General features: G+C 53.4%; 19 protein-coding genes and 1 pseudogene. 12 read left to right on the forward strand and 8 right to left on the reverse strand.

Translation table 11 applies throughout. The features are described 5' to 3' along the window. Nucleotides 1–12: 12 nt before the first annotated feature. The 6 genes and pseudogenes from RKA07_RS10230 to cobA form a co-directional block, all read left to right on the forward strand. Entirely contained in the window at nucleotides 13–1248 is a 1236-nt protein-coding gene (locus tag RKA07_RS10230) for an O-succinylhomoserine sulfhydrylase (RefSeq protein ID WP_310966274.1), read from the forward strand. A gap of 13 nt (nucleotides 1249–1261) precedes the next feature. After that, complete coding sequence (locus RKA07_RS10235) at nucleotides 1262–3853, forward strand: DNA translocase FtsK (protein ID WP_200369518.1); 2592 nt, start codon at nucleotides 1262–1264, stop codon at nucleotides 3851–3853. Nucleotides 3854–3865: 12 nt separating this feature from the next. Further along, the gene (gene lolA, locus RKA07_RS10240; protein WP_200369519.1) at nucleotides 3866–4525 is read left to right on the forward strand and encodes an outer membrane lipoprotein periplasmic chaperone LolA; all 660 of its coding nucleotides are present in this window, start codon (nucleotides 3866–3868) and stop codon (nucleotides 4523–4525) included. A 1-nt stretch (nucleotide 4526) separates the two neighbouring features. Continuing rightward, nucleotides 4527–5864 carry a replication-associated recombination protein A gene (locus tag RKA07_RS10245; RefSeq protein ID WP_310966275.1) on the forward strand — a complete coding sequence of 446 codons (1338 nt, stop codon included), beginning with the start codon at nucleotides 4527–4529 and terminating at the stop codon, nucleotides 5862–5864. A gap of 100 nt (nucleotides 5865–5964) precedes the next feature. After that, nucleotides 5965–7239, forward strand: a complete 1275-nt coding sequence (gene serS, locus RKA07_RS10250; RefSeq protein ID WP_200200764.1) for a serine--tRNA ligase — start codon at nucleotides 5965–5967, stop codon at nucleotides 7237–7239. A 95-nt stretch (nucleotides 7240–7334) separates the two neighbouring features. Next, nucleotides 7335–8093 (forward strand): annotated as a pseudogene (cobA, locus tag RKA07_RS10255) (uroporphyrinogen-III C-methyltransferase); the annotation flags it as partial. A 70-nt stretch (nucleotides 8094–8163) separates the two neighbouring features. Here the strand turns inward: cobA and RKA07_RS10260 are convergent. Then, on the reverse strand, nucleotides 8164–9240 hold the full coding sequence (locus tag RKA07_RS10260; protein WP_200369522.1) for a 3-deoxy-7-phosphoheptulonate synthase: 1077 nt from the start codon (nucleotides 9238–9240) through the stop codon (nucleotides 8164–8166). Between the two features lie 174 nt (nucleotides 9241–9414). On the opposite strand from RKA07_RS10260, the gene RKA07_RS10265 reads away from it, so the two are divergent. Next, the gene (locus tag RKA07_RS10265; RefSeq protein ID WP_310966276.1) at nucleotides 9415–11238 is read left to right on the forward strand and encodes a DUF1631 family protein; all 1824 of its coding nucleotides are present in this window, start codon (nucleotides 9415–9417) and stop codon (nucleotides 11236–11238) included. Between the two features lie 31 nt (nucleotides 11239–11269). Next, nucleotides 11270–11683, forward strand: a complete 414-nt coding sequence (locus RKA07_RS10270) for a PilZ domain-containing protein (protein WP_200369524.1) — start codon at nucleotides 11270–11272, stop codon at nucleotides 11681–11683. Between the two features lie 68 nt (nucleotides 11684–11751). Here RKA07_RS10270 and RKA07_RS10275 read toward each other — a convergent pair whose 3' ends face one another. The 7 genes from RKA07_RS10275 to gloB all read right to left on the reverse strand — a co-directional run bounded on the left by RKA07_RS10275 (nucleotide 11752) and on the right by gloB (nucleotide 20980). Continuing rightward, complete coding sequence (locus tag RKA07_RS10275; RefSeq protein ID WP_200200759.1) at nucleotides 11752–12537, reverse strand: enoyl-ACP reductase FabI; 786 nt, start codon at nucleotides 12535–12537, stop codon at nucleotides 11752–11754. A gap of 66 nt (nucleotides 12538–12603) precedes the next feature. After that, nucleotides 12604–14220 (reverse strand): ABC transporter ATP-binding protein, encoded by a 1617-nt coding sequence (locus tag RKA07_RS10280; RefSeq protein WP_310966277.1) that lies wholly within the window; start codon nucleotides 14218–14220, stop codon nucleotides 12604–12606. Between the two features lie 11 nt (nucleotides 14221–14231). Then, a complete protein-coding gene (locus tag RKA07_RS10285) occupies nucleotides 14232–15257 on the reverse strand; it encodes an ABC transporter permease (protein ID WP_310966278.1) in 1026 nt (341 codons plus the stop codon). Between the two features lies 1 nt (nucleotide 15258). After that, nucleotides 15259–16344: a microcin C ABC transporter permease YejB gene (locus RKA07_RS10290; RefSeq protein ID WP_200200756.1), complete on the reverse strand. Its 1086-nt coding sequence runs from the start codon at nucleotides 16342–16344 to the stop codon at nucleotides 15259–15261. A 15-nt stretch (nucleotides 16345–16359) separates the two neighbouring features. Continuing rightward, on the reverse strand, nucleotides 16360–18201 hold the full coding sequence (locus RKA07_RS10295) for an extracellular solute-binding protein (protein ID WP_310966279.1): 1842 nt from the start codon (nucleotides 18199–18201) through the stop codon (nucleotides 16360–16362). Between the two features lie 120 nt (nucleotides 18202–18321). Next, entirely contained in the window at nucleotides 18322–20031 is a 1710-nt protein-coding gene (locus RKA07_RS10300; RefSeq protein ID WP_200200754.1) for a LysM peptidoglycan-binding domain-containing protein, read from the reverse strand. A gap of 154 nt (nucleotides 20032–20185) precedes the next feature. Beyond that, the gene (gene gloB, locus RKA07_RS10305) at nucleotides 20186–20980 is read right to left on the reverse strand and encodes a hydroxyacylglutathione hydrolase (RefSeq protein ID WP_200369528.1); all 795 of its coding nucleotides are present in this window, start codon (nucleotides 20978–20980) and stop codon (nucleotides 20186–20188) included. Nucleotides 20981–21103: 123 nt separating this feature from the next. On the opposite strand from gloB, the gene RKA07_RS10310 reads away from it, so the two are divergent. The 4 genes from RKA07_RS10310 to RKA07_RS10325 all read left to right on the forward strand — a co-directional run bounded on the left by RKA07_RS10310 (nucleotide 21104) and on the right by RKA07_RS10325 (nucleotide 25021). Then, entirely contained in the window at nucleotides 21104–21895 is a 792-nt protein-coding gene (locus tag RKA07_RS10310; protein ID WP_200369529.1) for a class I SAM-dependent methyltransferase, read from the forward strand. A 34-nt stretch (nucleotides 21896–21929) separates the two neighbouring features. Then, complete coding sequence (gene rnhA, locus RKA07_RS10315; protein WP_200369530.1) at nucleotides 21930–22367, forward strand: ribonuclease HI; 438 nt, start codon at nucleotides 21930–21932, stop codon at nucleotides 22365–22367. 10 nt (nucleotides 22368–22377) lie between these two features. Continuing rightward, entirely contained in the window at nucleotides 22378–23088 is a 711-nt protein-coding gene (gene dnaQ, locus RKA07_RS10320) for a DNA polymerase III subunit epsilon (protein ID WP_200200750.1), read from the forward strand. A gap of 226 nt (nucleotides 23089–23314) precedes the next feature. Continuing rightward, nucleotides 23315–25021 (forward strand): FimL-related protein, encoded by a 1707-nt coding sequence (locus RKA07_RS10325; RefSeq protein WP_200200749.1) that lies wholly within the window; start codon nucleotides 23315–23317, stop codon nucleotides 25019–25021. The last annotated feature ends 87 nt before the right edge of the window (nucleotides 25022–25108 follow it).

Raw genomic sequence — 25108 nt, forward strand, 5'->3', positions numbered from 1 at the left:
CAGGAGACGCTCATGACTTTTCACCGCGAAGAAACTGTCCAGATTCCCGAATCGGATCTTGAGGGTATGTCTCTGGATACTCTGGCGGTGAGGGCAGGGCAGCTGCGCACTGGTCAGCTGGAACACAGCGATGCCATTTTTCCCACTTCCAGCTTCGTATACTCCAGTGCAGCTCAGGCAGCGGCCCGTTTTGGTGGTGAAGAGCCAGGTAATATCTACTCCAGGTTTACCAACCCAACGGTCCAGGCATTTGAGGGCCGTATCGCTGCAATGGAAGGTGGTGAGCGTGCGGTTGCAACCTCATCTGGCATGGCCGCTATTCTCAGCACCTGCATGGCACTGTTGAAGACTGGCGATCACGTTATTTGCTCCCGTGGTGTATTCGGAACCACCAATGTGCTGTTTCAGAAATACATGGCTAAGTTTGGTGTTGAAACGTCATTTGTGAGCCTTACTGATGCTCAGGAGTGGGCCGGGGCTATGCGGTCAAATACCCGCATGCTGTTTATCGAAACACCGTCCAATCCTCTTTGCGAAGTGGCCGACATGGAGGCGCTGGCAAAGCTTGCCCACGAAAATGATGCCCTGTTCGTGGTGGACAACTGTTTCTGCACGCCGGTGCTGCAACGGCCTTTGGAACACGGCGCGGATATCGTTATCCACTCTGCAACCAAGTATCTTGATGGTCAGGGCCGCTGTGTAGGTGGTGTGGTGGTTGGTCCAACAAAGCTCATGGGCGAAGTCTATGGCTTCCTGAGGTCCGCGGGGCCCACAATGAGCCCTTTTAACGCCTGGGTCTTTCACAAGGGCCTGGAAACCTTACCAATCCGTATGCGAGCCCATTGCGACAATGCGCTAGAGTTGGCAGTGTGGCTGGAGCAGCAGCCTGCGGTGGAGCGGGTATATTACGCAGGGCTTGATAGCCATCCACAGCATGCGCTTGCTAAAAAGCAGCAGAAAGGGTTTGGTGGGGTTTTGTCATTTTGTCTGAAGGGCGGCCGGGAAGAAGCCTGGAAGTTTATCGATGCCACCCGGATGATTTCCATTACCGCCAACCTGGGCGACGTTAAAACCACGATTACCCATCCGGCCACAACGACTCACGGGCGCTTATCGCCGGAAGACAAATCCAGAGCTGGTATCACCGAAAATCTTTTGCGTGTTTCGGTGGGCATAGAAGCAGTCGAAGATCTGAAAACAGACTTGTACAGAGGGTTTCAGGTACTTCAGAACGCAAGCAACACCTAACGTTTGAGTATTCATGGCCGAATCTGCAAAAGCGAAGCAATCACCACAAAAACTGACAGAGAAACAGCTGCGCTTTCGCCGCCTTGCTGCGCAGGGTGCCCGTGAAGGCGCGGTGATCGGGCTCATTGCCCTATGCATTTATTTGGCTATGGCGCTTGTGACGTTCAGCCCTTCGGACCCAGGCTGGGCCAGTATTGGTCATGATACCAGCGTGTTGAACGCAGCCGGCCGCTCCGGCGCTTGGCTGGCGAGTCTGTTGATGGACTTTTTCGGTCACGTTGCCTATCTGTTTCCGATGATGGTGGCGGGTTATGCCATCATGCTGATCCGCAGGCGTAATGATTCTCTTGATATGCACTGGCCGCTGTTTCTGATGCGCTTTGGCGGCTTTTTGCTGATCCTGCTCTCTGCTACCAGTCTTCTCTCGCTTTACTCTGTGTTTGGTCTCGGTGCGTCCTCAGGTGGTGTACTTGGTACCGCTGTTTCAGATGCCATGATTCGGTTTTTTAACCTGCCTGCAACCACGCTTTTACTTATAGCGATCTTTCTTTTCGCTCTGACAGTCACTGTCGGATTGTCCTGGTTCTGGCTTATGGATCAGCTCGGTGGCCTCGCTCTCCGGCTGGGGCAGTATCTCAAAAAACTTGTGCAATCCGACAAAACGAAGCCAGCGCTGGAGAAACCTGCCCAGCCGGAGCAGAGTCCTGTCGCTCAAAAGCCTCAACCAGCGGCCCGGATTAGCCAGCCTGACAATAATGTTGCCAGGGACAAGTCAGGTAAACGTTGGTGGCATAGCATCCCCGGATTTGGGCCAGCCAAGGCTTCCAAACCAAAAGCCCGACACAGCGAGCGGCAAGAGCCTGCTATTGAAGGTTTTTCTGCTAGTGAAGATCCGGAACCTGCCCGGCTGGAAAGTTTCAGCTCCCGGGACGATGCGCCTGCGAAAGGGCGCAGCCAATCGCTGGACCCAAACAAGGAAAAAGCAGCCCCACCGGCCGGTGGTCGGTCACTGAAAATATCGCCATTCAAGAAGAACGAGCAGCCACCGCTGGCCAACAGCGCTAAAAACTCTCAGGCCTCGCTGCTTGAGGATATAGAAAGCCCGATTCCGCCTATTTCCTTGCTCGATCCACCCGAGGAGCATAAAGAGAGCGGGTACTCCGAAGAGGCTCTGGAGCACATGTCGCGATTGCTTGAGGAAAAGCTGAGCGACTTTGGTGTGTCTGTGGAAGTGGTTGAAGTTAACCCTGGCCCGGTAATCACCCGGTTCGAAATCAAACCGGCAGCGGGTGTTAAAGTCAGCAAGATTTCCAATCTTGCCAAAGACCTGGCGCGTTCACTTGCGGTCCTGAGTGTTCGTGTTGTTGAGGTTATTCCCGGCAAGTCAGTCGTTGGCATTGAGATTCCCAACGAAAAGCGGGAAATTGTTCGGCTTAGCGAAGTGCTCGGTTCCCGGGTGTTCAAGGAATCCAGTTCGGCGCTTACCATGGCGCTGGGTAACGATATCGGCGGCAACCCTATGGTTGCGAACCTGGCCAAAATGCCTCACCTGCTGGTTGCCGGTACCACCGGTTCCGGTAAGTCGGTCGGTGTGAACGCCATGCTGCTCAGTATGCTTTTGAAGGCTGGGCCAGAGGATGTGCGCTTCATCATGGTTGACCCCAAGATGTTGGAACTCAGCATTTACGATGGTATCCCGCACCTTCTTGCACCTGTTGTTACCGACATGAAAGAGGCGGCAAATGCACTGCGTTGGTGCGTGGCGGAGATGGAGCGTCGATACCGGCTAATGTCCACGCAAGGGGTACGAAACCTGGCGGGTTACAATCTTAAAGTTAAAGAAGCGGCTGCCGCCGGTGAACCGCTTCTGGATCCGCTTTGGAAACCGGACGAGTACCTTGCCGACGATGAGCAACAACGCCCGGAGCTTGAGCATTTGCCGTTGATTGTTGTGGTTATCGATGAGTTCGCCGACATGATGATGATTGTTGGCAAGAAAGTAGAAGAGCTGATTGCACGTATCGCCCAGAAGGCGAGGGCGGCAGGTATTCACTTGATCCTCGCCACTCAGCGGCCCTCTGTGGATGTAATTACTGGCCTGATCAAGGCAAACATTCCTACCCGTATTTCGTTCCAGGTATCGTCCAAGATTGACTCGCGCACTGTTCTTGATCAGGGCGGCGCGGAGCAGCTACTAGGACACGGCGATATGCTTTATCTGCCACCTGGGTCCGGGCTTCCTGTGCGAGTTCACGGCGCCTTTGTGGATGACGATGAGGTGCACCGTGTTGTGAGTGCCTGGAAAGCCAGAGGCGAGCCGGTGTACGTGGATGACGTACTTAATGGCGCTGAAGGCGAACACCTGCCGGGTGTACCCACCTTATCTGAGGGTGGCGACAATGAAGGCGACGCGCTGTTTGATGAAGCGGTCGCTTTTGTAACCGAAGGGCGCAGAGTTTCTATTTCCTCCGTGCAGCGCAAATTCAAGATAGGTTATAACCGGGCGGCCAACCTGGTTGAAGCCATGGAAGCATCCGGAGTGGTCAGTTCAGCCGGTCACAACGGGGCCCGTGAAGTTTTGGCCCCGCCCCCACCCAGAGATTAGGAGTCGTATTGTATGCAACAGCTTTTTCTGAAACGCCTGTCGGCATTGGTTGCGACACTGACGGTGGCAGTATTGTTCAGCGGTTCACTGCTGGCAGCGGGCAAAGATGGCTCAGCCACTGAGCTTGCCTCCCTGCTGAAAAGTTACGAAACCTACCAGGCAGACTTTATTCAGATAGTAGTCAGTGAGAACGGGAATAATGTGCAGGAAACCCGTGGTTTGCTGAAGGCGAAACGACCAGGCCTGTTTTACTGGGAAACCCGCGCGCCTTTGTCACAGCTCATTGTCAGTGATGGAAAGAGTGTAGAGGTTTATGACCCGGATCTGGAGCAGGTAACGATTCACAGTCTGGACGACCGCGTTCAAAACACCCCCGCCCTGCTGCTTAGTGGAGAGGTTGATAACCTGGAAGAAACCTACAGGGTTTCCGGCCGCCAGATAAGCGAAGACACCCGGGAGTTCACGCTTGAGCCGAAAAATGAAGATTCGTTGTTTGTATCTCTGCGTTTGACCTTCTTCAACAATGAGTTGCAGGAGATGCGTATGCAGGACTCGCTGTCACAGCTCAGTGTACTCAGCTTTGATCACATTCGGCTAAATGAAACCGTGGAAAGAAGTGTGTTCAAGCTTGAGTACCCGGAGGGCGTTGACGTAATCCGGGACGATAACTGATATGCAAAGCAGCCTGTTCACCGAGCAGGTCGGATTTCGGCCTCTCGCGGCACGCATGCGCCCTGAAAGCCTCGACGATTACGTTGGCCAGGCCCATCTTGTCGGGCCGGGAAAACCACTGCGCAGAGCAGTAGAGCAGGCACAACTGCACTCCATGATCCTGTGGGGGCCACCGGGAGTTGGTAAAACCACCTTTGCACAACTGCTGGCAAGCGTTGGCGATCTCAGCTTCGAAACAGTATCTGCGGTGCTCAGTGGTGTTAAGGATATCCGTGCCATTGTTGAGCGCGCCCGTAACCGCAAGCAATCCCAAGGTCAGGATACGCTTTTGTTTGTGGACGAAGTCCACCGCTTCAACAAAAGCCAGCAGGATGCGTTCCTGCCACATATCGAAGACGGCACGTTTATATTTGTTGGTGCCACCACCGAAAATCCTTCTTTTGAATTGAACAGCGCTTTACTGTCTCGCACCCGTGTGTATGTCCTCAAGAATCTGGAGGAAGCCGATATTCTGCGGCTGTTGGCCAGGGCGCTTGCAGCAGAAGAGGGGTTCGGCGGCCAGCTTGAGGTGTCGGATGACGTGCTTGGAGTTATGGCCTCGGCATCTGGTGGTGATGCGCGCAGAGCGCTCAATATTCTTGAGATTTCGGCGGATCTGGCGGAGCCGGGCAGCGACGGGAAAAGCCGGGTTAATGCCGACCACCTTGAACAGGTGATGCAAACCAGTCTGCGGCGCTTTGATAAGGGCGGAGACGTATTCTTCGACCAGATATCAGCCCTGCACAAGTCTGTAAGGGGCTCAGACCCCGATGGTTCGCTTTATTGGCTGTGCCGTATGCTCGATGGTGGGTGTGATCCATTGTACGTTGCTCGCCGCCTGGTGCGCATTGCGAGTGAAGATATAGGCAATGCCGATCCTCGTGCGCTGCAATTAAGTATGGATGCCTGGGATGTTCAGGAGCGCTTGGGCAGTCCTGAAGGAGAGCTTGCCCTGGCACAGGCGGTGACCTATCTCTCGCTTGCCCCAAAAAGCGATGCCGTTTACAAGGCCTATAATCAGTGCATGGCCGATATACGGAAGGACCCGGATTACGAAGTCCCGGTGCATCTGCGAAATGCCCCCACCAAACTCATGAAAAGCCTGGGCCACGGTGACACCTATCGCTATGCACATCATGAGCCGGATGCCTTTGCGGCGGGGGAGTCCTACCTGCCCGAGGCCATTCATCAGCGTCGGTACTACGAGCCCGTCAACCGCGGCCTGGAAATCAAACTTTCAGAAAAGCGCCAGCGGCTCGACGCACTCAATCAACAAAGCCCCATAAAACGCCATACCTGAACCCCAAACAAGGTTTCTGCAGCGGTAGCCACCGGCGCCGGCACGGGTATAATGGCGAGTTATTCTACATACATCGCAAACCGGAAAATCCAGGATACCCATGCTCGATCCCAAACTCGTCCGCAACCAGACTGAAGAGATCGCCCGCCGGCTGGCCATCAAGAACTTCGTATTTGATATCGCCGCTTTTGAAACTCTTGAAGAGCGCCGCCGTGCCCTTCAGGTAAGCACAGAGAACCTGCAGAGCGAGCAGAATAAAAAATCGAAGTCCATTGGTAAGGCCAAAGCGGCGGGTGAAGACATACAGCCGCTACTGGACGAAGTAGAAAGCCTGAAGTCCCGTAAGTCTGAGGCGGAGAAAGAGTTGAATGTCTTGCAGCAGGAACTCAATAACTTTCTTGCGGGCATTCCAAATCTGCCGGATGCGGACGTAACCCCTGGCGACAGCGAAGAAGACAACATTGAAGTTCGCACCTGGGGTACACCCAAGACGTTTGATTTTGAGCCCAAGGATCACGTTGCATTGGGCGATGAACTCGGCGGTCTGGATTTTGAAACCGCCACCCGGCTTGCGCACTCACGATTTGCCGTCATGCGGGGGCAAATCGCGCGACTGCACCGTGCTCTTGCCCAGTTCATGCTGAACCTGCACACAGACGGACATGGTTATTCAGAAACCTATGTGCCTTATCTGGTTAATGCCGATGCGCTTTATGGCACAGGCCAACTGCCAAAGTTTGAAGATGATCTGTTCAAGATGCAGGGCGAACCTTCACTCTATCTGATACCGACCGCAGAAGTACCGGTAACCAACCTGGTGTCAGATACGATTCTCGACGCCGCAGAGTTGCCTCTGAAGATGGTTTGTCATACCCCTTGCTTCCGTAGTGAAGCGGGATCCTACGGCCGTGATACCCGAGGCATGATCCGCCAGCACCAGTTCGATAAGGTTGAATTGGTGCAAGTGGTTCGCCCTGAAGAATCCGATGCTGCACTGGAAGCGCTTACTGGTCATGCCGAAAAAGTGCTTCAGTTGCTTGAATTACCATATCGACTGGTTGCTTTGTGCGGTGGGGATATGGGCTTTTCGGCAGCGAAAACCTACGACATTGAAGTCTGGCTGCCTGGGCAAGGCAAGTATCGTGAGATCTCCTCCTGCTCCAATACTCGCGACTTCCAGGCTCGCCGAATGGGTGCCCGCTGGCGTAACCCGGAAACCGGTAAGCCAGAGCCTGTACACACTCTGAACGGTTCTGGCCTGGCGGTTGGCCGAGCTTTGATTGCTGTTATGGAGAACTATCAGCAGGCGGACGGCAGCATTCTTGTTCCCGAAGTCCTCAAACCATACATGGGTGGTGCCGAGCGTATTCAATGAACGACAAGCCTGAACAACCAGTAGGATCAGGTGTGGGTTCAAGGCCTGCACCTGTCCGCTACAGAGCAAACCCGGTCACCTCGAACCCCAACAGCTCCGCAGGGGAAGTTGCCCTTGTGGGTGCTGGCCCCGGGGATCCGGAGTTGCTTACGCTGAAGGCCTGGCGCCTTATTACCTCGGCAGAGGTGGTGCTCTACGATCGTTTGGTTTCGCCGGAGATTCTCGCGTTGATTCCCGAATCAGCTGAGAAGATCCACGTTGGTAAACAGCGGGCGAACCACACTTTGCCTCAGGATCAGATCAACCAGAGATTAGTGGATCTTGCCAAGCAAGGTTTTCGGGTTGTCAGATTAAAAGGCGGAGACCCGTTTATCTTTGGCCGTGGCGGTGAAGAAATTGAGACATTGGCCAGCGCTGGAATTCGGTTTCAGGTTGTGCCTGGGATAACGGCGGCATCCGGGTGTGCGTCCTATGCGGGCATTCCGTTGACGCACCGGGATTATGCTCAGTCTGTGCGCTTTGTGACAGGCCATCTCAAAAATAATACCTGCGATTTGCCCTGGAAGGATTTTGTCCAGACCAATCAGACACTGGTTTTTTATATGGGGTTGGTTGGCCTTCCTATTATCTGTAAAGAGCTGATAGGGCATGGTATGACACCGGATATGCCGGTTGCTCTTATTTCCAAGGGCACCACTCGGGAACAACAAGTGGTTACCGGCAACCTGGAAACTATTGTGCAGCGGGTAACCGAAGAAAACGTTCAGGCGCCAACCCTTGTCATTGTTGGCCATGTCGTTGCTTTGAGGGATCGCTTGGACTGGGTTGGAGGTTTGCCTGACCTGACGGCCTGATTAGCAGTATTAGTCAAAAAAAACGGGGAGCCTGAAGCTCCCCGTTTCCATTTATGCCGTTGCATCAAAATCAGGTTGCTTTTCGCTTTGGCAGCACGTCTTTCAGTTTATTGCGCATCTCGCGAATGGCTTTCTCGGTGGTTTCCCAATCGATACAGGCATCGGTGACAGACACGCCGTATTTAAGGTCTGCCAGATTCTCGGGAATAGACTGGTTGCCCCAGTTGATGTTGCTCTCAATCATCAGGCTTTGAATCGAAGTATTACCTTCGAGGATCTGATGGGTGACGTCCTGCATAACCAATGGCTGGATAGCCGGGTCTTTGCTGGAGTTTGCGTGGCTGCAATCCACCATAATGGATTTACGCAGGCCGGCTTTTTCCAGTGCCTGTTCACACAGAGTAACGCTCACGGAGTCGTAGTTGGGCTTGCCACCACCCCCGCGCAGAACCACGTGGCCGTACTGGTTGCCTTTGGTTCGGATGATCGCAACCTGGCCTTGCTGGTCTATTCCTAGGAAATTGTGGGAATAGGAAACGGACTTCATGGCATTTACGGCAACATCCAGGCTGCCATCTGTGCCATTCTTGAAGCCAATGGCCATGGACAAGCCGCTGCTCATCTCACGGTGCGTCTGGGATTCTGTGGTGCGGGCGCCAATGGCAGACCAGGCAATGGAATCCTGAAGGTATTGCGGCGAAATTGGATCAAGTGCTTCAGTCGCAACGGGCAAGCCCAGCTCGTTAATATCGAGCAAGAGACGACGACCAAGTTGCAGGCCTCGTTCGATATCAAAGGTGTCGTTCAGGTGTGGGTCGTTGATCAGACCTTTCCAGCCAACGGTTGTGCGTGGTTTTTCAAAATATACACGCATCACGATAAGCAGGGTGTCGCTTACTTCATCTGCAAGCTTCTTGAGGCGGTTGGCATAATCACGGGCCGCATCCACGTCGTGAATAGAGCAGGGGCCCACCACCAGGAACAAACGATGGTCTTTACCGTCAATAATGTCATAAATCGCCTGGCGGCCATTCGTAACGGTTTGCGCGGCCTTACCGGTGAGTGGCATATCCTGTTTGAGCTTTTCAGGGGTAATAAGTGTTTCCTGGCTCGCCACGTTCAAGTTTTCAAGTTTATTGCCGGACATTTTTTGCGGGTTCCCCGATTCTTTTCATTGTAGCCTGGCTGTACTGTGAAATAAGCCAGCAGGACTGCAGATTAAAGCAAATAAGGCCGGGCGCAGTTGTGGTCAACCCCGGCGAGTTCGTTATACTGCTTTATTTACTGGGCCTTTTCAACGCTTCTTAAGCATGAGGAATGGATGTCACAAAACAGGCCGAAGTCCCACCAGGTGGCTTCGCGGAAGGCGGTTGCCGAAAAAATTGACGATGTGCTTGCCGGTATCCGTGTTCCCGACCTTCCTTACCCTGTGGGTAAGTTGTCACCAGAAACAGCCAGCGACTGGAAGCCGCTGCTGTTTTCATGCTGGACGGAACAACGGAATGAGCGTGTAACTCACGTTATTCGTTCTGTGCACCTTGAGTGGTCAGTGCGACAGATCAACGCGGCCTATGTGGCCGATCGCATCATGGATGTATTCCTCAAAACGAGCGGGCTGCACGCCGAGATTGCCCGACGTATCGCCCGCTTACGGTTTTATCTTGCTTGGCGTATGGATCTCGATGGCCATCAGGCTTTTAGTAACGTGTTGCTGGAGTGGCTCGATAGCTTGCAGGAGTGGCGTGGCTGGAGTGATTCTGGTGGCCGCTCATCGAAAGCGCTTCTCGATCAGCTAGACACGCTGGTTGTTGCGGTTTCTGCCGCTTTCGATTCTGACTCCACCGGTGCTGTGGACACGTTTTGCGAGCAGTGGCAGGAGGATTCAGCCAAGCGTGATGCACAAACTGGAAGGCTGCGCCTGCGACTGCAGGAGACCGAGCAGGGTGCCGCGCGCCAGCGGCGAGCAGAGCAGACTTCAAGAGCTCTTATTGGCCGGGCCCTGCAGGGGCGGAAATTGCCTCAGCCGGTACTCGATTTTATTTTTGATCATTGGCAGGGCCTGCTCAAGCAGGCTGTGTGGGACTCAGGAGTTAACGGTGAAACCTGCCGCCATGGCAGCAAATTGCTGGAGTGGTTGGTGTGGGTTGGTGACCCCTCGCTGTCAGATAAAGACAGGGATCGTTTGTACCATGTTGGCGAACAGATAGGTGACCGACTGGTGGATGTTTGGGGCCGTGTGTTTGATCGCCCGCTTACACCTAACTCCCTCGCCGGCATTGGGACAGTGATGATGTCCAGATTACGTGGCGATACGCCCGAATTGATCGATGCACTGCCTGAAAGCCGTAACTTCTCATGGAACCCTGTGTGGCTCAGCTTTGAAGCTTTAGAAAGCCGGGAATTTCAGTCTTTTGAGGGGATGTGGTTCGTTCAAGGTGAGGGCGAATCTGAACAACGTCGTTTTTTCTGTGTTTTGCTGGAAGATACTGCTGAAATACTTTGGACCAACGGCACGGGCGTAAAGCTCGGTTTGCAACCCTGGGAGGACTTCTGTGAAGCCAAGGAGATCGGAAAAATTCGCCCTCTGCCGGCTCCGACACCTTTTGGTAATGTGCTTGAAGAAACCGTGCAACTCCTTGCAGCAGCGTACGAAAAACAGCGGGTGCAGCGTGAGGCGGCGGCTGCTGCGGCAAAGGCCCGTGCCGAAGCGCTGCGCAAAGAGAGGGAGGCGGCAGAATTAGCCCGTCAGCAGCAGGAAGCTGAGCGCCTGGCAATGCAGGAGCGCCAGCGCCGGGAAGCAGAGGACCAGCGTTTGGCAGACGAGCAAGCGGAGCAGGAAAGACTCTACAGGGAAAAGATGCTGGTTGCGCAGAAGCAGGTCGACGAGATAGGCCTGGGTGGCTGGATTGTGGTGAAAGCAGAAGAACCCGAAACTGAAGATGCCAGACTCAAACTTGCTGTTCGCACAAATGCCTCCAGAAAACTGATATTCGTCGACCGGCTTGGGCTCAATCGCCGGGAATTTCTGGAAGATGAGCTGGTGTTGGGAATCGTCGAGGAACGGATTCGCGTTATGGGCGGCGCAGCGGAGTTTGATGACACACTAAGCAGAGTGGTTGGCCGTATACGAGTCGGGCGTAACTGATCAGTCCGCAAACAAGAAGCCAGGAATAATAATGAAAGATACTGACTATACGTTTGGAACAGAGGAAGACCCCGCTGGCGGGCAGGACAACCGCAAACAGTACCGTCTAACGGCCCGTGCACAGATTACGCTTGAGCTTGAAGCCGGATATCCTGCATCTGAAGGCATCCCTGGTTCCTCCAGACGAGAGATGGCTTGTGCCGTGCGTGATATTTCCGTCAGCGGGCTTTGTCTGCTTTCTGAGGAATGCCTGTCGGCGGGTGCCTTGTATCCGGTGTCAGTCTCACTGGGAGACCATGAAGAACCGTTTGTTCTGACTGTGGAGGTTGTTTGGTCTCGGCCGGAAAAGGCCGGCTATCTGGTAGGGATGCGAATTGTTGAATCTGCTCAAACAGCCTATGTGGAATGGACAGAGGCTGTAGCCAGCGCCATGGAGGCGTCCTAGTTCATACTGTCCGGTTCTGAAAGTAGAAAAGCCAGCTTGCCGCTGGCTTTTCCATGATCTGCAATGGATTACTCTTCAAGTTCGCCCATGCCAGTGATGTTGAAGCCACCATCTACGTACATAATCTCACCGGTAATACCGCTGGCCATGTCAGATGTTAAAAATGCGGCCGCATTACCCACTTCCTCAATGGTTACGTTACGACGAAGCGGTGCGCGACGTGCGTTTTCTGCCAGCATCTTGCGGAAACTCTTGATGCCTGAGGCTGCCAGGGTTCTGATCGGCCCCGCAGAAATACCGTTCACCCGAATTCCATCGCGGCCCAGGCTGGCAGCCATGTACCTTACGTTCGCTTCAAGTGAGGCTTTGGCAAGCCCCATCACGTTATAGTTCTGAAGAACCTTCTCTGCACCCAGATAGGTGAGAGTGAGCAGAGAGCTGCCTTCGTGCATCATGGAGCGTGCACCCTTTGCCAGGGCAACAAAGCTGTAGGAGCTGATGTCGTGGGCGATCTTGAAGCCTTCCCGGGTGGTCACGTCAACGTAGTTGCCATCGAGCTCATGCCCAGGTGCAAAGCCAACGGCGTGGACGATAATGTCGATGTTGTCCCAGTGCTTGTTCAGTTCCTTGAAGACATTTTCAATTTCTTCATCGCTGGCCACGTCGCAAGGAAATATAAGCTTGCTACCCCAGCCCTCGGCAAATTTCTCTACTCGCGGTTGCAGCTTGTCGTTCTGGTAGGTGAAAGCCAGTTCCGCACCTTCGCGGGCAAAGGCGTCTGCAATACCGTAAGCAATGGACAGTTTGCTGGCTACGCCAACAATCAGCGCTCTCTTACCACTGAGTATACCCATGGATCCTTCTCCCTTTGTTCCTGATTTTAGAGCATTATCCCCGAAGTAAGCCGGCAGGAGTAACGCTCAAATAGTCGTAGTGATATTGGCATCTTTCGCTTGGTAGAAAAAAGCCGCGTGCAGCAACTCTTGTGTGTATGTTTCAGCAGGGGCCCGGAAAACATCACCGGCATCCCCATATTCCACAATCGACCCCCGCCGAAGTACCAGCAACTGATGACTAAGCGCCCGCACAACCGCAAGATCGTGACTGATAAAGATATAGCTTAGACCATAGCGTGCCTGAATATCCCGAAGCAGTTCGATGACCTGCTTTTGCACGGTGCGATCCAGGGCTGAGGTGGGCTCATCCAGAATGATGAGATCCGGCTGCAGCACCAGTGCCCTGGCGATTGCAATGCGCTGACGTTGGCCACCAGAGAATTCATGCGGGTAACGGTGCCTTGCATCAGGGTCTAACCCTACGTCCTTTAGCGCCGCAATCACTTTTGTGTCGTGGGTATCACGGTTATCCGCATCGTGTATCTCAAGCCCCTCGCGAACAATTTCGGCGATGGACATTCTCGGGCTCAGGCTACCAAACGGATCCTGAAATACAATCTGTACCCGGCGGCGCCAGGGCCGGAAGGCGCTCTGATCCAGATCCGACAGCTCTTGGCCGTCTAGCTTGATACTTCCGGTGCTGCCGGTAAGTTTCAATAGCGCATGGCCTATGGTTGTTTTACCACTACCGCTTTCACCCACAATGCCTAACGTCTGGCCGCGATCTAGGCTGAAGCTGACCTGTTTGACCGCATGAAAATGTTCTTTTACTTTGCCGAATAGCCCCTTGCGAGTGGGGAAGCGAACATCCAGATTGCTGACGCTCAACAACGGCTTGTCGCTTTTCGGGGGAGCCAGAGGTGCTTCCGGAGGTTCGGCACTCAAAAGTTTGCGGGTGTAAGGGTGGCTGGGTGAATCAAACAGGGTAGTCGTTTCAGCTTGCTCAACCAGTTTGCCGTGCTCCATGACCGCAACCCGGTTGGCATAACGCCGCACAATAGTGAGGTCGTGAGTAATCAGCAAAATGGCCATGCCTAACTTCTGCTGCAGATCCTGTAACAGCTCCAGAACTTGCTTCTGAACGGTTACGTCCAGCGCGGTGGTTGGCTCATCCGCGATCAGCAAGTCCGGCTCGTTTGCCAGCGCCATGGCAATCATCACACGTTGTTTCTGACCTCCGGAAAGCTGGTGCGGATAGGCGCCAAGGCGGCTTTCCGGGTTCTCTATACCGACCAGCGTTAACAGTTCCAGGCAACGCTTCCTTGCCTGGGGCCCGCGCATGCCCTTGTGCAGTTCCAGGGTCTCGCTGATTTGCTTCTCAATGTTGTGCAGAGGGTTCAGAGAGGTCATGGGCTCCTGAAAGATCATGCTGATCTCGCGCCCACGAACCTGGCGCAAACGCTTCTCTGAGGCCTGCAGAAGGTTTTCGCCCCGATAGCGAATCTTACCACTGGGATAGCTGGCGTATCGTTCATCCAGAAGCCGTAACACAGACAACGCCGTAACGGATTTACCCGAACCACTTTCACCAACCAGCGCCAGAGTTTCGCCTTTGTTCAGGCTGAGGGATATGGAATCCACGGCCTTTGGTCCCTGGTTGAAGCTGACCGACAGATTTGTTATTTCCAATAGTGTGCTCATATAGCTGCCTCTTAACCGTTCTTGCGGGGATCAAAGGCATCCCGCACAGCTTCCCCTACAAAAACCAGCAGGGTCAGCATCAGTGATAAGGAAGCGAAGGCTGAAATGCCTAGCCAGGGAGCGTGCAGGTTCGCCTTGCCTTGGGCAATCAGCTCCCCAAGAGAAGGTGAGCCTGAGGGCAAACCAAAGCCAAGAAAATCAAGGGAAGTCAGGCCGGTAATGGCTCCGGTCAGGATAAATGGCAGGAAGGTCAGAGTTGCCACCATCGCATTAGGCAAAATGTGGCGGAACATGATTTTCCGGTTATCCAGCCCAAGTGCCCTTGCGGCTTTGACGTATTCGAAATTACGGGCTCGCAGGAACTCTGCGCGGACTACATCAACCAGTCCCATCCAACTGAACATTAACATGATGCCGAGCAGCCACCAGAAGTTTGGTTGCACAATGCCGGAGAGAATAATCAACAGATACAGTACCGGCAGCCCCGACCAGATTTCTATAAAACGTTGACCAATCAAGTCAATTTTGCCGCCGTAAAAGCCCTGGATTGCACCAACCATTACGCCAACGATACAGCTGGCGATGGTGAGCGTCAGGCCGAACAAGACCGAAATGCGGAAGCCGTAAATAACCCGTGCGGCGACATCCCGACCTTGATCGTCAGTGCCTAGCCAGTTTACGGAACTTGGCGGTGCAGGTGAGGGCACCTCAAGATCATAATTTATCGTGTCGTAACTGAAGCGAATCGGCGGCCAGAACATCCAGCCATTGGCCTGAATTTCTTCAGCAATGAAGGGGTCCCTGTAGTCTGCATCTGTTGGCAAAAAACCGCCAAAGGTTTCCTCAGACACTCTCTCTATTACCGGGAAATACAGTGTGTCCTGATAGGAAATGACAAGCGGTTTGTCATTTGCGATTAATTCGGCCACCAGAGTAAGCCCAAAAATGGCCAGAAATACCCACAGAGACCAGAATCCGCGGCGGTTCTTGCGGAAGTTACGCAAGCGTCTTTGTTGAATGGGCGTCAGCGCCTTCATGTTACGCGCCCTCCCGGCTTTCAAAGTCGATGCGGGGGTCTACGAGCACATAGGTAATGTCGCTGATCAGTTTCAGAGCGAGCCCCATGAGCGTAAAAATAAAGAGGGTGCCAAAAATAACCGGATAATCCCGGTTTAGCGCCGCTTCAAAACCAAGCAGACCAAGGCCGTCCAGGGAGAAAATCACCTCAATCAATAGCGAGCCGGTAAAAAACAGCGAAACAAGAACACCGGGAAGGCTCGCAATCACAATCAGCATGGCGTTGCGGAAAACGTGCCCGTACAGAACCTGCTTTTCATCCAGACCCTTGGCTCTTGCTGTTACCACATAATGTTTGCCAATTTCGTCGAGGAATGAGTTCTTGGTGAGCAGGGTGAGTGTGGCGAAGCCGCCGATCACGTTGGCGGTAACCGGCAACGCGAGGTGCCAGAAATAATCGCCAACCTGCTGGTACCAGTTCATCTGATCAAAGTCGGAAGAGGTCAGTCCTCGCAGAGGGAACCAATCGAAGTAGCTACCACCGGCAAAGAGGACGATGAGCAGGATAGCGAACAGGAAGCCCGGAATAGCGTAGCCGATAACAATGGCAGAACTGCTCCACACATCAAAACGGGAACCGTCTGTCACTGCTTTACGGATGCCAAGCGGTATGGATATAAAGTAGATGATCAGGGTAGACCAGAGCCCAAGGGAGATAGACACAGGCATCTTGTCCACAATTAGCTCGGTGACACTTCGTTCCCGGAAAAAAGAATCTCCAAAATTGAAGGTGGCGTAGTCTTTGAGCATTTTAAAGAAACGCTCATGGGCGGGTTTGTCGAAGCCATACATGACTTCGATTTCCTTCAGCATTTCATCAGGAATACCTCGGGAGCCCCTGCGGTCACTGGAAGCGCTGGAAACCTCGCCTCCTGTATCGCCGCCACCTGCCCGGGCCAGGGCACTGCCGCCGTGGCCTTCCATTTCCGCAATCAGTTGTTCAACCGGGCCACCAGGCGCAGCCTGAATGATCACGAAGTTGAGCAGCAAAATGCCGATCAGAGTAGGAATAATCAGCGCCAGGCGCCGGAGTATATAAATGCCCATTTAGCGGCTACTTCCTCAGGGCTCAGCCCACCAGTCGTCGAGGTCGGTGCCGTTTTTGGGAGTCTTTTCCGGATGTTTCAAGTGGCTCCAGTAGGCAACGCGATCTTTAGCCAGGTGCCAGTGTGGTACCACGTAATGCCCGTGCAGCAGAACTCTATCGAGCGCGCGGGTGCGCTGTACCAGTTCATCCCGATTTGGGGCCTGAATTACAAGGCTTACCAGTTCGTCGACTACCGGATCATTCACGCCAGCGTAGTTGCGCGAGCCGTTGGCATCTACCGTGGATGAGTGCCAATACTCGCGCTGCTCATTACCCGGGGAGTCTGACTGGCCGATGCCCTGGGTAATCATGTCGTAGTCGAACTCACGCACACGTTGAACGTACTGATTACTGTCCACAAGGCGCACAGACATATCAATGCCCAGACGGGCGAGGTTATTTTTGAAGGGCAGGACAACTCGCTCAAAGGTTTTCTGGAATAACAGTATTTCGAAGGCCAGTTGTTTGCCTGTTTCTGTATGCACCATTTTGCCGTCGCGAACTTCATAACCCGCCGAACGCAGCAGTTCCATCGCTGTTCTGAGGTTACCTCTCAGGCCTTGCTTACCATCTGTGGAGGGTGCTTCAAATGCTTTGGTGAAGATGTCCTGGTCCAACTTGTCCTTGTAACCTTCGAGTATTTCAAGTTCCCGGCCAGTTGGCAGGCCGGTTGCTGCCAGTTCACTGTTTTCGAAGTAGCTGTTGGTGCGGTCATATTGACCATAGAACAGATTTTTATTGGTCCACTCAAAATCGAATGCGTAAGTGAGTGCTTCCCGTACCAGGGGATCGCTGAACACTTTCTTGCGGGTGTTGAACACGAAACCCTGCATACCTGTGGGGCGGTGGTGTTCAATGGCTTCAGTGATGATAGTGCCGTTATCAAACTTTTCACCGGTGTAGGCTGTTGCCCAGTTTTTGGCAGAGGTTTCTACTCTGAAATCAAAGCTACCCGCTTTAAACGCCTCCAGTGCAACCGTATCGTCGGTATAGTAATCGTAGCGAACACGGTCGAAATTCAACCGGCCTTTACGCACGCCAAGGTCTTTTGCCCAGTAATCGTCCTGTCGTTCGTACTCGATCGTGCGGCCTGCTTCAAAGCTGCCAATGCGGTATGCACCACTTCCAACGGGTGGTGTCAGTCCGTTCTTGCCAAACTCACGATTCTCCCAGTAATGCGCCGGGAAAATAGGCATCTGGCCGAGAATCAGGGGTAGTTCCCGGTTGCTGGTTTCCTGGAAATCAAAACGGATGCGGTGAGGGTTCTCAATCGTTACCTTGCTCACATCCGCATAATAATTGCGGTAAAACGGGTGCCCCTGGGTGGTCAGAATTTCAAAGGAAAATTTTACGTCGTCCGCCTCGATGGGCTCGCCATCCTGAAAGCGTGCTGATTCCCGGAGGTTGAATACCACATAGCTGCGGTCTTCCGGGGTTTCCAGTGACTCCGCAATGAGCCCATACATGGAGAAGGGTTCGTCTGCCGAGTACTCCAGCAGAGTGTCGTAGAGATAGTTACTGATGCCCGCTGCGGCAACTCCGCGAATAACAAAGGGGTTGAAGGTGTCGAAACCGTTAGCCACTACGGCCATTTTCAGAGCGCCACCTTTTGGCGCCTCGGGGTTAACGTAGTCGAAATGGCTGAACCCCTCCGGATATCTGGGCGCGCCATGCATGGCCATGCCGTGGACCGGTTGGGCTTCGAGCTGCTCAGTGTCTGTTGATGAATCGCTGGCATACAAAGAGGTGGGAGAAGCAAAAAGAGCCAGAACTGAAAAAAATGTTGTAAGGCGTGGGGCGGTAAAGATTCTTGTCATGGGTCTCGCACATTCAGGTGTTTTAAGCTGACGCGCCGGGCATCCTGCCCCGCGCTCCTGTCTGCTAAATTTTTATGATTCTTATACTTACTGAAAGTTCCGGCCCTTAGTAGGTGATGATCAGGGGCTGTTCCGGATGTCGACGTAGAGTACCAGACTTTGCCCTGGTTGCAGATAACGGGAGGTGTTCAGATCGTTCCAGCTTGCGATGTCTCGCACATTTACCGAGAAACGATTGGCAATGAGGGCAAGAGAGTCGCCTTTACGAACGCGGTAGCCCACCTTGCGGACCATGGCTTTGCCACGGGTGCTGTCAGCTGAGGCAATGGTGGGTTGGGCTGTATTTGACCAGATCACCAACTCCTTGCCGGGTATGAGAGGGTCTCCGGGCGCCATACCGTTCCAGGCCGCAACCTGGCGTACTGAAACCCGATGCTCGCGGGCAATATCCCAGAAGGTGTCGCCACGGCGCACGGTATAGCGCAGCTTGCTTCCTGCCCGTTTTTTGTCCTGCTTGCGCTCTAGCCGCTGGGATGCGCTGAGAGCGTAGGCATCGGAATTTTTTGATGCTGAGGGAATCATCAGCCGTTGGCCAATGCGGATCAGGTCGCTGTTGAGGTTGTTGACCTGCTGCAATACCGCCGGCGTGGTGGAGAACTTTCTGGATATGGTGTTCAGGCTGTCACCCGATTTGACGACATAGTTACGCCAGGACACGCGTTTTTCCGGTGGGATTTCCGCCAGAGCTGTGCGGAAACTTTCAGCATTCTTGTGCGGCACCAGCAATCGATGGGGGCCTTCCGGAGAGGTTGCCCAGCGGTTATACGAGGGATTTAGCAGGTATATCTCATCGATGTCGACCCCCGCAAGCTCCGCTGCCTGGGCCAAATCCAGTTGCCCACCAGTGTCAACGATATCGAAATAGGGTTCGTCCAGAAGGGCAGGGAGCTCTATACCGTAGGCTTCGGGGTCATCAAATATCTTTGCCAGCGCAATCAGCTTTGGGACGTAATGTCGAGTTTCTTGCGGTAGCTGTAATGACCAGAAATCTTCGGGTTTGTTGCTTTTTCGGTTCCGGCGCATGGCGCTGGAAACCGTGCCGCCGCCACTGTTGTATGCAGCCAAGGCGAGGGTGTAGTCACCACCAAAGCGAGTGGTCAGGCGGTCAAGGTAAGTGAGGGCGGCATCCGTCGCGGCAATTACGTCGCGGCGGTCATCGTGCCACCAGCTTTGAGTCAGCCCAAAGTACTTGCCTGTTGAGGGTATAAATTGCCAGAGCCCTGCTGCCCGCCCGTGGGAGTACGCAAAGGGATCAAATGCGCTTTCTACCACGGGTAACAGTGCGAATTCTGCTGGAAGACCTCGTTTCTCAGTTTCGTTAACAATGTGGTAAAGGTACCGGCTTCCGCGCTCGACTACCCGGTTTATGTAGCCTGGGTGCCGCGCATACCAGTTAAGCTGGTCCTGAACACGCTTGTTGTCAATATCGTGGTCCAACATAAACCCGGCTCTGAGCCGGTCCCACATATCTGCCTGCCCGGCAACTTCTGTGGTGATATTCTGATCCGGATTATCCAGTTTTTCCCGAGCTTCCCGTGCGGCAACTTTGAGTTCAGGCGCGATTGCGTCATCCAGTGGCTCATTTCGTACTGCGTCACTGTCTTTGCCACTTTCCACCGATTCTTTAAGCCCTTCATCTCCGGCAGCGAGAGTTACCTCTTCCGAGTCCAGCGGGTTTTCAGATGCAGATTCTTTGGAAAGATACAGAGAGCTGCAGCCGCCTGCCAAAGCACCAAGAATAAAAAGCAGGGGCAAACGTTTAACCAACATAGGCGTTTTCCGAGTCTGGATTGTCGCTGGGATTGTGTCTGAAAACCCGGCATATTTAATGAGTTAGGAGCAAAAGTTTAAACGATTCTATGGGAGCTCGTTTAATTGGGTCAAGAAACCTCTCGTTACGACATTGAGAGGTTTTGTTAACCGATCAATAGTTATCTTTACCGTGACGAATTGCAGCGAAGATCGCACTGTCCGAATCCACCGGCAGACCGTGTTCGGCTGCATAGCGTTTGGCTGCACTTACTACCATGGGGTCGTCCCAGCGTAAAAACGGGTTAAGTTGCTTTTCCTCTTCAAGAACTGACGGCACGGTAGGTTCACCTGCTTGTCGCTTGTCTTTGCAATGGCGTTCAAAGGCTTCAAGTTTGCTGTCATCCGGCAGTAAACTGCGGGCGAAGCGAAGGTTGGAAAGGGTGTACTCGTGGGCGCAGTAAATGGCCGTTTCACCTGGGAGTTCACGAATGGACTTCAGTGACTCCAGCATCTGGGCCGGTGTGCCTTCAAAGAGCCGGCCGCAGCCGATAACGAAAAGGGTGTCGCCACAAAACAGAGCTGGGCGCCCACCGATTTCAACGTCGGTGAAGTAGGCAATGTGATCAAGAGTGTGCCCTGGAACACCCATAACCTGGAAAGTGATATCTCTCCAAATCACTTCGTCGCCCGGATGTACAAGGTTGGTGCTACCTTTAAAGGGTGATTCTGCTGGTCCGGTTACGCGGCAATCTGGATTGTCCTGAACCAGAGTCTTGATGCCCCCAACGTGATCAGGATGGTGGTGGGTAACGAGAATCGTGTCCAGTTTCAGCCCCTGTTCTGCGAGATGATCCTGAACCGGCTTTGCCTGGCCAGGGTCCACAATCAGGGCTTTACCGGTATCTGTGTCTGCAATGCACCAGATGTAGTTGTCGTTGAATGCCGGTATGGCGGAGATGGTGAGCATCAGATGTCCCCGTAAATGCTTGGCAAGTTTGTCTCATATGATAGAGCATTACGGTCGTAGCCCCAACAGTCGGTGAATTCGGGGTTGTCCTTGCCGGTTATTCAAAACGGGAGTAATGGCAGTGTGAAGAATGCCCAGAACGTTGATTATTCATCCAGGAGCGAGAGCTTTGAAAACTGGTTTCAGACACCGCTTGGGCGCAGGTTGCTGGCAGACCAACGGGCTTTTCTTGAGCAGCGACTGAATCGGTTGACGGGAGCGCGGCAGCTTCAGGTTGGCATTAGTCATCGGCTTCCACTGGCAAATGGAACTGACTTTTCCCAGAAAATCATGACTACCCCCAGCTGCTTTGCCAACATACCTGACGGGGTGGTTGTGTGCGATGCCGACGAATTGCCCTTTCCCGGGGACTCAATAGATCTTGTGGTCCTCCACCATACCGCAGATTTTTCGCCCTATCCCCATCAGGTATTGAGAGAGGCTGCCCGGGTGTTGCGAGGCGATGGCATGATTGCTCTGATCGGCTTTAATCCCATCAGTTTATGGGGAATGCGAAGGCTGATATCACGCCATAATGGTGGCCCGTGGGGTGGGCGGTTCTTGTCCCGTGGACGAATGGAGGACTGGCTCCACTTGCTGGACTTTCAGGTTGAAACATCCCTGACTCGTTTTTATCGATTACCTTTCCAGCGCAGTGGTCGCAAGGGGACGGGTGTGCTGGGTGAGCGATTATCTGGTTACAGGTTTCTGCCGGTTGGGGCCTATTACTGTATCCTTGCAAAAAAACGGGTGTGTGCGCGAATCCCACGGCGACATGTTTGGCGGCAAAGTAGCGTTTTGGGTTTGTCTGGAACGGGTACAGTTGGTGCTGCGCGGGGATGCTCGCCACAGAGCCGTGACCATCCGGAAAAATGACAGGCCTACAGGGCCATTAATTGTGGGAGTTTGAATGTCGGGGAAGGTAATTGTGTATACCGATGGTGCTTGCAAAGGTAACCCGGGCCGAGGTGGCTGGGGTGTTGTTCTGCGCTATGGTGATGCGGTAAAAACCATGCACGGTGGAGAGCGGCACACCACTAATAACCGCATGGAGTTAATGGCTGCAATCAAGGGGTTGCAAGCACTCAAGCGCGATTGCGAAGTGGAGCTGTACACGGACTCCCAGTATGTACGGAAGGGAATTACTGAATGGCTCTCAGGATGGAAGCGTAACGGCTGGAAAACATCAGCGAAAAAGCCGGTTAAAAACGAGGACCTTTGGCGGGAACTGGATTCGGAAACCAGTAAGCACAAGGTTAATTGGCACTGGGTAAAAGGCCACGCAGGTGTGCCGGATAACGAACTCGCAGACGAACTTGCGAACAAGGGCGTTGCTGAACTGGATTAATGTGGGAATTATGAGACAGATAATACTGGATACAGAAACCACCGGTATTGACCCGGCACAAGGTCACCGGATCATCGAGATCGGGTGTGTCGAGATGATGGAGCGCAAGCTCACAGGGCGTAACTACCATGTGTACGTGAACCCTGAGCGGGAAATCGAAGCCGAAGCCATCACTATCCACGGGATTACCAACGAGTTTCTCGTGGATAAGCCGAAATTTGCAGACATTGCTGATGAGTTTTTCGAGTTCATCAAGGGTGCAGAGCTTGTTATTCATAATGCCGCGTTTGACGTGGGTTTCATGGATTCGGAGTTTGGCCGGATCAAACCTGTGCGCAAAACGGCGGATTACTGCGGTATTGTCGATTCCCTTGCGATTGCGCGAGCCAAGCACCCTGGGCAGAAGAACAACCTGGACGCCCTTTGTAAACGCTACGGCGTTGATAACAGTAACCGGGAGCTGCATGGAGCTCTGCTGGATGCCGAGATCCTTGCAGAGGTGTATCTGCTTCTCACCGGTGGGCAGACAGCCTTGTCGCTGGATGCCGGGTCGGATAATGGAGGCATGGGTGGAGGAATTCGACGGTTGAGTCCTGACCGTCCCCGTTTGCGTGTTGTTGCCGCCACAGACGTTGAATCAGAGGCGCATCAGGCATTCATGTCTGCTATGGAAAAGAAGGCAGGTGAAACTGTCTGGAGTAAACTCGAGGGCGCAGAATGAGAACTGTGTCGGCCTGTACTAATTGTTACACGCCAGCCTTGTTGAGGTACTCGAGTTTTATGTTATAAGTAGTGATAAGTACGTCAGTTTTTTAGTGCAAAGTGTACGGGCTCAGTTCAGGAAAGTTTGAGCCAGCTCAACAACAAAAAGGTCTGGCACGCAGCCTTGTCGGCCTACAGTTCACTAGGAAGGTGCGGTAGTTTCCGCAGATTAACAGGAAGCGTTTATGGTTCAATCGTCTCTTGCGACGAAATCGCAGTCGTTTGATCTGGTCAAAAGTGAAATAGAGCAGACCATCAAGCAGGCAGAATCCAGTCTTGAGCGCTTTCAGGAAAACCGTGAAAGCGGGGAGGATTTGCAGAACTGTCTGGATTTCCTCAATCAGCTTCGTGGCATCTTTATCCTGGTGGAGCTTCGCGGTGGTACGCTTCTGTGCCAGGAGGCCGTGGCAATGGCCAACGATGTTCCTGTCGGCGCCAACGATGACAAGAACATACTACTCACCACCTTGAGCAATGCGCTGTTTATTCTTCGCCGCTATGTTGAGTACTACCATCAGCAGCGTGCAGACCATCCTGAATTGTTATTGCCCGTAATTAACGAACTGCGAGAAGCTCGCCGGGAAAAACCTTATCCCGAGTCCTGCTTTTTTGATGTGGACGTAAAAGATCAGCGGAATTTTTGCGCTGGTTTAAAGGTGTCTGATTTTGAAGGTAATGAGGCTGAGTACGAAATCGTTGCCCGGCGGATGCGCCTTACGTTTCAGGTAGCTTTGCTCGGTATTCTCAGGGATCGAAACCCTGTGGTGAGCCAAAAACTCATAAGCCGCGCCGCTCGTGGTTTTGTTCGTTTGTGTCAAGGTGCCCCAATGGGACAAATGTGGTGCCTCGTTGCGATCGTGGCAGACACCATGCTTGACCGTGCCATGCCGTTTACCAAAGCCCGCAAGCGCACGTTTATGCGCATTGAAAAGTACTCGCGGGAACTGGTGTATGTCGGCAAGGTAGCAACCGCTAAAGATGCGCCCGATTCACTCATTCGCGACCTGGTATATCTGCTTTATCGCAGTGGCTCCGGTAATCCCGAAGTGACTCGTGTACTTTCAGAATTCCAGCTCACACCAGCTGAGTTTCCGGATTCCATTCTTGAAGCCCATGCAAGAAGATTGTACGGCCCTGGTACTGACGTACTGACGTCGCTATCCGAGGCACTGCAAGATGAACTCAACCAGCTAAAAGACAAGTTGGATATTATCGAGCGCGGCATAGAGCCGGATCTGGCAGAGCTGTCCTCCATTGCAGATGCTCTGGAACGCCTTTCTAACACCCTGGTTATGCTGGACCTTAATCGGCTTGCGACCATAGCTCGCGAAGAAGCAGGCAGGCTTCGCAACTGGGAAGCAGAATCACGGTTGCCCGGAGAGGAAGAGCTTTTCCGCCTTGCGGATTCTGTGCTGGGTATTGAAGACGCTGTTATGCAAATCGTCAGCCGGGGCATTACCGCTGAAACTGACGCACTGGCGGGCAGCGAGCGCAGCCGTGAAGAGTCTATGTACTTCAAGGAAGCTGTGTATGTAGTTGCGGATGAAGCCCGTGGCGCATTAACGTTGGCGAAGCGCGCGATTACCGCGTTTGTGGAGTCGGATTATGACAAGCTTCATTTGGCTAACCTGCCTGCAACCCTGCACAGCATTTGGGGCGGGTTGCAGATGATAAATGACCCAGGCGCTGCCCACGTGCTTGAGCGTGTGGCAGCCTCTATTCAGGAACGCATGCTGGATTCTCGCGATGCACCGGGGAACCAGGTTCTGGAAGCTTTGGCGGATGCACTGACATCTCTCGAGTACTATATTGAGGGGATTGGCAAGCGTGAGGAGAGTAACGTAGATCTGCTGCGTTTGGCGGAAACATCCCTGGATGATGTGGATCTTTGATGAGTGTTTGAAACGCTCCTCCAGATAATAAAAAACCCGCGCAATGCGCGGGTTTTTTATGAGCGTTGGTCTGCTCACAGGGGCGAA

The sequence above is a fragment of the Marinobacter xiaoshiensis genome (assembly GCF_031631795.1).
In the GTDB taxonomy this organism is placed as follows: Bacteria; Pseudomonadota; Gammaproteobacteria; order Pseudomonadales; family Oleiphilaceae; genus Marinobacter; species Marinobacter xiaoshiensis.